The following is an 8,155-nucleotide window of genomic DNA, read 5'->3' as shown; positions in this document are numbered from 1 at the left end:
CGCAACAGCCACAACAACGAATTTGATCTTCATTTGAATTACCTTTCTGATGTCGGAATCTGCCCATCGCAGACGGTTTGATAATAGACCCAATGGGTCTATCGAGCAAGCGCAATTTGAGCTATTGCTTTCCTCTCGTGTAGTAATTGAGCAGCTTTTGTTGAACGCTGGAATTCACATCAGTGTTGATTGCGCCGGTAGATGGGAGCGTAACGGTTGACATGATCTCGGCCATGAACTCTCCCATGTCGATCGCTGCAAAGTTCATACGCCCGAATTCCTCCATGGTCAGCCCTGAACAGTCCGAATTTGCCCTGCCAAGCTGAGTGACGGCGGCTGTGTTGATGATCTTGGCCAGCTTGGAATTGAAGCAGCAATAGCTTCTGGTGACAGACTGGCAGAAGAATCCATTGCAAGCGGAACCGTAATGTCGGCATAGGCCAGCCCCATTCTTCTGTGCCAGTTCTTTCTCAGCCTTTTCGCACGAGGTCAGTTCGACAACAACCAAGACTGCGACCGCGACAGCGAAGGATGTTGGATCAAATGCGAACGAGAAAGTACCAGAAACTCCGGCGGCGCCTGCTGTATAAGTCATGCTCAACCCGTAGGCAGACATAGAAAAGGCGCTGGCACCAAATCCAGTCGTCGCTGCCGCCATCATCGCTTCACCTCCACGCATGGCGTTATAGGTATTCGACATGATGTCGTACATATATGAGCTTCCAGCCGCAATCGCTTGGCCACCAGCCGTGGTGATGATTCTCCCGCCAATGCTTGAGTTCTTGACGGCCCCACCCTTTGGATCGCAGCACCTGGACAAGCTGTTGTGAACACAACTTTCGGCGTTTCCGCTAAAAAGTCGTTGGTTGGCATCAATATAGGTTGCGCCCTGTCGCCCAACTTCATGGGCAACCACAGCAGCTGCTAAATCCCCATCTGGCTCATGGCCAGCGTTGAAGCAGTTCCCGCCAGTACAGTATTGTTGAGAGCCGCAATCCAGAACGGTTGTTGAGCCAGCAGCGGAAGGGCAGCTATATGTCTTTTCTTTGAGCAGGCAGTTGGTACCTGTCGCGCCGGTTGGACTGAGACACGTGGACGAGCCGAAACTGCAACCTTTGGCTGTCAGGAGGGAACAATCTGATTGCACCGAACCAAGGCATGAATAGCTGTCTTGCCATGCCCAGCAGTCTTTATAAACAGACAATCCATTGATCACGCGGGTGCCTGCCGGCTCTGTGCATACATGAGATGCAAGCTGGCATGTCGGATTGGACGAGAAGGAATCGCACGCGGAGGTGTTGATGGTGTCGGTGACAATCGTGTAGGTCGAGTCCAGTACAACCGTATTGGTTGGCTGAGTTGTTCCACCTCCGCATTGATAGGTGTTCGTCCAGCGCAAGCAACCCGAACTGGACGGCGATGAACAAACGGAAGAAACCTGTTGGCATCCGGGGGTGGCGCTGATCGCTGCACAGTAATCGACAGCGGCCTTATCCAGACAGTTGTAGGTGTCGGTGTATTTCCAGCATGAAGAGGGTACGGCCGGGGTATTCAGGCAGACATCGACGCCGCTGATCTTCTTGCATGGCGTGGAATCCACGCAGACGGAACCGGTTTTGACACACTGTAAAGCAAAAGCTTGACCAGACAAAAGCAAGACTAATAGAGATAGGATAAGACGATTCATAGTGCGGCAGCCTCCTGAATCGCGCATCCATTGTTGATCGTGCTAGTAACAACCGCCGGCGGAACACAGGTTGCAGAAATGCCAGTTCCTGCTATGGTGAAATTCGCGGGGCATGAGAATACGCTGATAGTTGCATTACACGGACCTGGGCCTCCCACATTTGCACAAGCCAACTCAATTAAATTATTTGCGCCGCCAGTTGTAAGATAGGGTGCCAAATCTAGGGCGGTACTAACTCCCATACATGGAGATCCCCAAGGGCACCCAACATCGTAATAACCTGCATAATTACCATTCGTCATCAACCACTCAGTGTTACAACTTTCATTTCGGCCTGTTCCAACACAGTGATATTTTAATAGAGCGCCACGAATATCGGTAAAACCTATTGAATAGGTGGCATCATAAACAAGCCTGCCATTTACCCAGAGCTGTCCGTAGTTATCACCATGGAAATATGTCATTACATATCGTTTGCTTGTGTCCACAACCAGATTATTACTCGCAGTTCTTGTCTGCCCCCCCGGAACATCACCTGCATTTATACCTATTGGATTGTTTGTTGTTTGAATAGGATTTTGCGGTGTAACTGTCACATTCACCGTCCTATCGCACGTCTGAGGTAGATATGTGTCGACAGTCTTGTCGCATTGGTAATTTGTGTTTACATCCACCAGTATCACGCGGCCAATCGTGCACTGTTGAGAGGCAATGCCAAACCATTCCTGGCAAAGCTCGGTAGTAGGCAACGACCCTGTTGCCTTGTCCACGCAGCCTGTAAAACTACCAGTTGCATTAGGGTCGGTTATGCCTTGAGCTTCGATAGCTTTTGAGGAAGCAAACATGCTCGCTGGAAGCGAGAACTGCGGCCTGTTCGAAGGGTTATTCACCATCAGATTGATCGCCTCGCAGTTCTGCCTCAAGAATGGATCCGGGTTCGGCGTGCCATTCTGACAATCCGCCACTTTGGACTGTCCGGCCGAAACCGTGTTTCCATTGCCGCCCTGGAAAAGCGCGCTTTCCGGTGCCGTTCCATTGGAGTTGTAGTAGGTAGGGTTGAATTGATTAACGGTCGAAGAAACGCCCCCGCTTGACAGGTTCGCAACCGCATTGGCTTGAGCCGATGCGGCCAACGCCTTTGCGTCTGCGAAGGCTTGTTGGGCAGGCGTAAGGGGGGCAGCAGAGGCGATTGATGCCGCTCCCCACGCCATCATGCCAAACAATAAGCGATTGCCCGTCATTGAATCCCCCTTGTGATTCTGCGATTGAACACTTGTGCCGCTGAAGCAAACCTCGGTGAAGTTCTCTCGATCAGATCAAGCGCGTAATCCTGGCCAACGTCGCCCGTCACCTTTACAAACTGAGTGGCTTGGGCGCACCCGTTATCCATTCCCTCGCTCGCAGTTGGAAGGGCGATCACCAGCGCCGGAACCGCGGATACTTGAAATTGATTGAAGGCAGGAGGATTCACACTGACCTCGACCCGGTGGTTCCCGATGAGTTTGGCGATGTGCTGTGACATCTCCATCATCTTGTTCCCCCTGAAGCCTCTGAAGACGATGTGAGCGCCTGTTCTTTCGGATTGCTCGACAATGCGTTGCAGACTTTCTGGAGGCATTGAGAACGACACGAACACCATCAGCTCGTGCGTGGCCGTATTGATGGGCATAAAGGGGGGCTTGCTGAAGTGCTGGGCCAGATCAAACGGGGATGCGGCTACTGTCGGTTGCGGAAAACTGTCCAACTTGGCCGCATCGGGGCGGCGGTGCCGTGCAAACTGCGCATTCAGCTCCTTCAATACCCTGTTCGACCTTTCCAGCGGAGTTTCGACCGGCGCATCTGCACATACCTGTTGCGCCAACATAGTCAGAGCAGCGAAGAGCAGGGCGCGTCGCGCAAGGTTCTTGGTCATCAGAACGCGCCTTGGCAGCAGCTGCGCTTGCGGAAGATCATGTATGCAAAGTCTTCACCGGCGCCGGGAATCTCCTTGCCAGCGCCCCACACGATCGAGGTGCGACCCAGCGGCTGGCAACACTTGCCGTCGATCTTGTTTTGCGCGATGGGGAAGTGCATCTGGTACTTGTAGTTCGTCTTGTCCATCAGCATTTCTGGGTAGTAGCCACACAAACCGGCATCCCCATCTGCAGCCCACATCAAGCCCTCGCGGTGCATTTTCGCAATCAGTCTCGACGTGATCAGACTGGAAGCCTGTACGCCCCCAATATGCGAGGCAACGTGCCCGTTCAATGGGTACATCGACCCCTGACATCCAGCACACCAGAATAGCGAGTTGCTGCCGAACCCCGCAGTTGCGGCGGCACAATCAGCGCCACAAGCAAGACGCGCCACGAGATTGCCAAACAGGAATGAATCCGGATTGAGGATGCTGGTCAATTCATCGTCATTCCAGAGTGGGTCCAATTCGGTCATGTAGGCCAGGTCGAATACGTTTTGCTCAAGGCATGGGCTATCCAATACAGCGCCCAGTAACACCATCACAGTATCCACGTACCAGTGCGCTTGATAAAACGAGCTGGTGCCGGAGTGGTCTTTCTTGGTTTGAGTGCCATGCGGTGCATCGAAGCCGGGATCGAGCTCAACACCGCCCATCGCGCTCAAGCAGAATGGTTTGCGTACCACGTCGACGTGACGCACTGGCTCCCAGAAGCTCACCTTCAGCCCAACATTGAGGCCGCAAGCGCAGACAGGAGAACCACCGGCATCCGGCGTGTCTTCCTGCCCTGTCGAGACTGGCAGCGACAATGCGCCGGACCCGAATTTCATGGGGAAGGAACAGCTCCAGCAGATATCGGTGACCAGGTTCGGAAACTTCCCCTGACAATCCAGTGCCGCATTCGCATTCAGTGAGCATGCCAGCATGGCCAGCGCGCCGAACATTGCCTTAATAACGGAGTTCATCGATCCTCAACCTCTTTCCTTCCTGACGAACAATGGCGGGCACCTGCGTGATGGAGAAGCGCTTGATCAACTTCCCGCCCTGGTCGTAATACACGGTAGATTTCCATTTGCGCATCAAAGCCAGCGGCTCACCGGCGACCAATACGATCTTCACTGGCCTGTCGGAAGTGGCCACGATCTTCTTGCTGAATGCGAGCTGCTTTTCGTCGCGTCCGTCCACGAACAGCAGGTAGGTGTTCCAGCCGACATAATCGAGCGGATTGACCCGTGTTCCACGGCGGTAAAGGACATTTCCAGTCGCATCCACAATGTCCTTCGCGGTAACTATGGAGGGGTCGTAGTAGTGTGTGCCGGCCGTTTCTGTCGCCTTGAATCCAGTCAGCGGCCTTGGATGTTCGATACTGGAAACGACTTTGTTCTTGTAGTCTTCCTGATATTTGGCCAACTCTCCAGATTGCTCCATCTGCTTCAGTTTGGACGTGATCAACTCAAGTAGGTCTCGTTCTACGATCTCGTAAGTCGGACCGACAACACCCAGGTCATCGGCCACAACAACGGATGGGAGTAGCGCAGCGAGTAGTGCCGCCGAAATAAGCCAGCGCCTCATTGGTCAGTTTCCATCACGAGCCAGTTCAGTTCAAACGGAATATCAAGGCACAGGCGGCCTCGCAGGGCTGGGGCGATCATCTCGATTTTTTGCATCACATTAGTCAGCGAGTCACCTTCAGCCGCGAGCCAAGGAATGGTAGGTGCTGTCGCATACCAGGCCCCGCTCTCGTACTGGCCAACAATCACGCCAATCACTTCCGCTTTAATCTCTTTTAACAATGGACTTACCCTTACTTGATTGATTCAACTTGATGCGCAACCGGCTGCTGGATTTAGTTGTGCGTGACGGGGATGCGGCGACGCTTGCCTCTTGGTTGTCTGCTTTCTTCTTCGAGGGGCGCTTCCTTGGCTTCTTGGCGGTCGGCGGTGGGCCCATCTTTTCAGTAAGCTGAAAGACCTCTTCAAAACTGGATGGAGGTGCGGATGCTGTGGCCACTGTCTCGGTCGATTCATCTACCTTGGCCGGAGCGGGGGCGGGGAAGGGCTTGTCGTTCGTCGAGCCGAACAGATGCCCAACAACGCCGCTCAACTTGATCGATTTCGCCACGCCCCCAGCGAATTCGGCATCGCCGACCTTGGCTACATCGCTAGCGGCGATCAGCCAGCCCAATTCGGATAACTCATCCAGGATTTGTTTTCCCGAGAACCCAAATCCAGAGAAGGCATCGGGCCATTTGAGATAAACACTCCCATCGGCTTGTTTCACGCCCAGAACATCAAAGGATTTCTTCCCGCTCTTGAACTCGCCCAGCAAGACACGAACCAATTCACCCATAGCGCCATCCAGCGCATCCAAAGTGAGCGGCTCTTGTGCATGGGTCACAACTGGGGGAGGGGACAATTCCTCTGGAGGGGGAGCAGATTGCGCTTTCGCCTCTACAGGCTCACTCATTGGCAGGCGTTCCACAGATGCGCTGGAGTTGCTTTGCGGTGGAATGGTCTCGACGGTTGCGGCTTCCACATGCGCTACAGACGTTCCGCAGTCATCCTGAGAATTCAGCGGCAATTCAGCTTGCGCGTCCGCGCGCTTGGTAGCTGCATTGGAACCGGTCTTGCTTGAGTGAATCTTTCCGGAAATCGGCGCAATCGGCATCGAGCTGATCAGAGCCTGGTCGCGCAGGCGGATAGCCTTCATCCGCATGTCGGGGATATTCTCGGTGATCACGTCTGGAGAAATGTAGTAGAACGGGTCGCCATCACCGTCGCGCATGAATGCGATCTCACGCTCAACCATCATGTCCAGGATGCCGTCCGCCGTCTTCGGCAAACCGGGTATGTCCTCGTCCTTGGTGCGGCGTGCAATCTCATCGCCGGCCATCGGCCAGACCAGATAGGTTGTCCCCTCAAGATTCCAGATACGGGCTGACGGCTCGTTGATGCGCCAGATGCCTTCTTGAACCAACCGACGCATGATGTCGGTCAGATAGCGCTCAACCGGAACCCCGATCTCGTACCCGGCCATGGCCACGCCCATGCTCTTTAAGTCACGCTCAACGCTCAACTGGTCGGCCTTTACCACGAAATTGTGGATCTGATTGGTCGAGCCAGGATTGTTGTTGAGCGATTCGGTCAGCCAGATCACCGCATCGGTACCGCCGTCGCTGATCCAGTCGAGTGTATCTTCCTTGATCACCGCATTGATGAGCGTGCTGGAAACATTGGTATGCTTCTTGCCTCGACCTTCTTGCCAGTGCAGGAAGTAGTTGTCGATCTTGTGGCTGTTTGCCCAGTCATACAGGCCTTGGTTGTATGGTCGCCACTTCAACTCGTTCGCGCGGTCGGTAACTGAAATGTCTGTGACCACTTTGCCGAGGTCGTGACAGATCCCGGCGAGGAATACGGTCAACTTCCAGCGTGGCTCGATGACGCGCCTTTGCTGCGGTGTAACCACTCCGCGAATCAGCTTGCCCTCGGTTTGCTGTAGCGCCCAGAGACCGACTTCGAGCGAGTGACGCAACATGCCGCCAGCCCCGCGATGGTGGTGAGCTTGTGAGGCGGGTAACAATTGCACGAGTGCAGCCAACCGCATCATTGCAGGGGTGTAGTGTTCGGTCAGCAGCGATTCATTGGCAATGATCTGGCGAACTCCGCCCACCAACTCCTTTTGAGTGGCCAGCAACGTGGACGGCGGGTAAATGGGCAGCCCCTCCATAAATGGCGGGTAGCGCGGAATGTCGCGTAGGTGTTCGAGAGAGTTTGCTTCCTTGGCTGAGGAAAACAGGGCTGCGGGCGATGTGGTCACAAGCGGCTTTGGCAACATGCCGCACTTAACCAACAGTCGATCGACAAACGTAGCCATTAGAACAGGAGGTAACCGCGTCCGATAATCATCTGGTTCGACACCAGGCCGACTACCTTGTAGCGCGAATCAAGGCTTTTCGGATGGTCGCCCTGCATGTAATAGTGACCTGCTGGAATGACTCCTTTGAAGTCACTTTCTTCAATAGGCCTGCCGTCAGATGTGACAGGCATGGCTTTGCCAACAGGCGTCCCATTCACAAAGAACTGGTGGTTCTTTGATTCGACGGTATCACCGGCCACGCCGACGACACGTTTCAGGAAGCGAGCGTTCCTTGAATAGATGAAATCGCTTGGATAGTAGAAGGCGGCATAGTCATTGCGCGACGGCAAGCTTCGTTTTTCAACCAGATACAAGGTGCCGCCCAAGCTGTTGCTGAGATTGAGGTTGAACTCGTACTTCATCGAAAAAGCCCAGTACCCAAAGAGCAGTGCGATGTAGGCAAAACCATAGCGAAGCAGGTGGGCGTGCATGGCATCGAGACGCGCCATGCACCATAGCCATGCTTGAATGAAGTTGATGGAAATAGGTGCTTTCATCTGCGAGACTTTGCCGCAGCTCCAAAAGAAAATCCCAAGAATGCGGTTCAAATTTGAACCGTATTTCAGCAACTTCATCAGGACGTTTCGGAGGATTTCAAA

Annotated in this window: 8 protein-coding genes; all 8 read right to left on the bottom strand. The window is 53.9% G+C overall.

Annotation, left to right across the window (positions count from 1 at the left end; genetic code table 11):
• Positions 1–121: 121 nt before the first annotated feature.
• Positions 122–1,687: a conjugal transfer protein TraN gene (gene traN, locus Q8O80_RS11795; RefSeq protein WP_305579654.1), complete on the bottom strand. Its 1,566-nt coding sequence runs from the start codon at positions 1,685–1,687 to the stop codon at positions 122–124.
• On the bottom strand, positions 1,684–2,928 hold the full coding sequence (locus Q8O80_RS11790) for a hypothetical protein (RefSeq protein WP_305579653.1): 1,245 nt from the start codon (positions 2,926–2,928) through the stop codon (positions 1,684–1,686). Before Q8O80_RS11790 ends, traN begins: the two co-directional genes overlap by 4 nt.
• On the bottom strand, positions 2,925–3,599 hold the full coding sequence (gene trbC / locus Q8O80_RS11785; RefSeq protein WP_305579652.1) for a type-F conjugative transfer system pilin assembly protein TrbC: 675 nt from the start codon (positions 3,597–3,599) through the stop codon (positions 2,925–2,927). The genes Q8O80_RS11790 and trbC overlap by 4 nt, the downstream gene beginning before the upstream one ends.
• Positions 3,599–4,606, bottom strand: coding sequence for a TraU family protein (locus Q8O80_RS11780; protein ID WP_305579651.1), 1,008 nt, complete (start codon positions 4,604–4,606; stop codon positions 3,599–3,601). Before Q8O80_RS11780 ends, trbC begins: the two co-directional genes overlap by 1 nt.
• Complete coding sequence (gene traW, locus Q8O80_RS11775; protein ID WP_305579650.1) at positions 4,590–5,213, bottom strand: type-F conjugative transfer system protein TraW; 624 nt, start codon at positions 5,211–5,213, stop codon at positions 4,590–4,592. The genes Q8O80_RS11780 and traW overlap by 17 nt, the downstream gene beginning before the upstream one ends.
• Positions 5,210–5,434: a hypothetical protein gene (locus Q8O80_RS11770; protein ID WP_305579649.1), complete on the bottom strand. Its 225-nt coding sequence runs from the start codon at positions 5,432–5,434 to the stop codon at positions 5,210–5,212. Before Q8O80_RS11770 ends, traW begins: the two co-directional genes overlap by 4 nt.
• Complete coding sequence (gene mobH / locus Q8O80_RS11765; protein WP_305579648.1) at positions 5,418–7,514, bottom strand: MobH family relaxase; 2,097 nt, start codon at positions 7,512–7,514, stop codon at positions 5,418–5,420. Before mobH ends, Q8O80_RS11770 begins: the two co-directional genes overlap by 17 nt.
• Positions 7,514–8,155 (bottom strand): signal peptidase I (gene lepB, locus Q8O80_RS11760; RefSeq protein WP_305579647.1); only part of this gene is annotated, 642 nt, incomplete at its 5' end. The genes lepB and mobH, both read right to left, overlap by 1 nt.

It is taken from the genome of Devosia sp., assembly GCF_030689745.1.
GTDB lineage: Bacteria > Pseudomonadota > Alphaproteobacteria > Rhizobiales > Devosiaceae > Devosia > Devosia alba.
The sequence above is the reverse complement of the archived record's forward strand: the minus strand, read 5'-3'. Positions and strand labels throughout refer to the sequence as shown.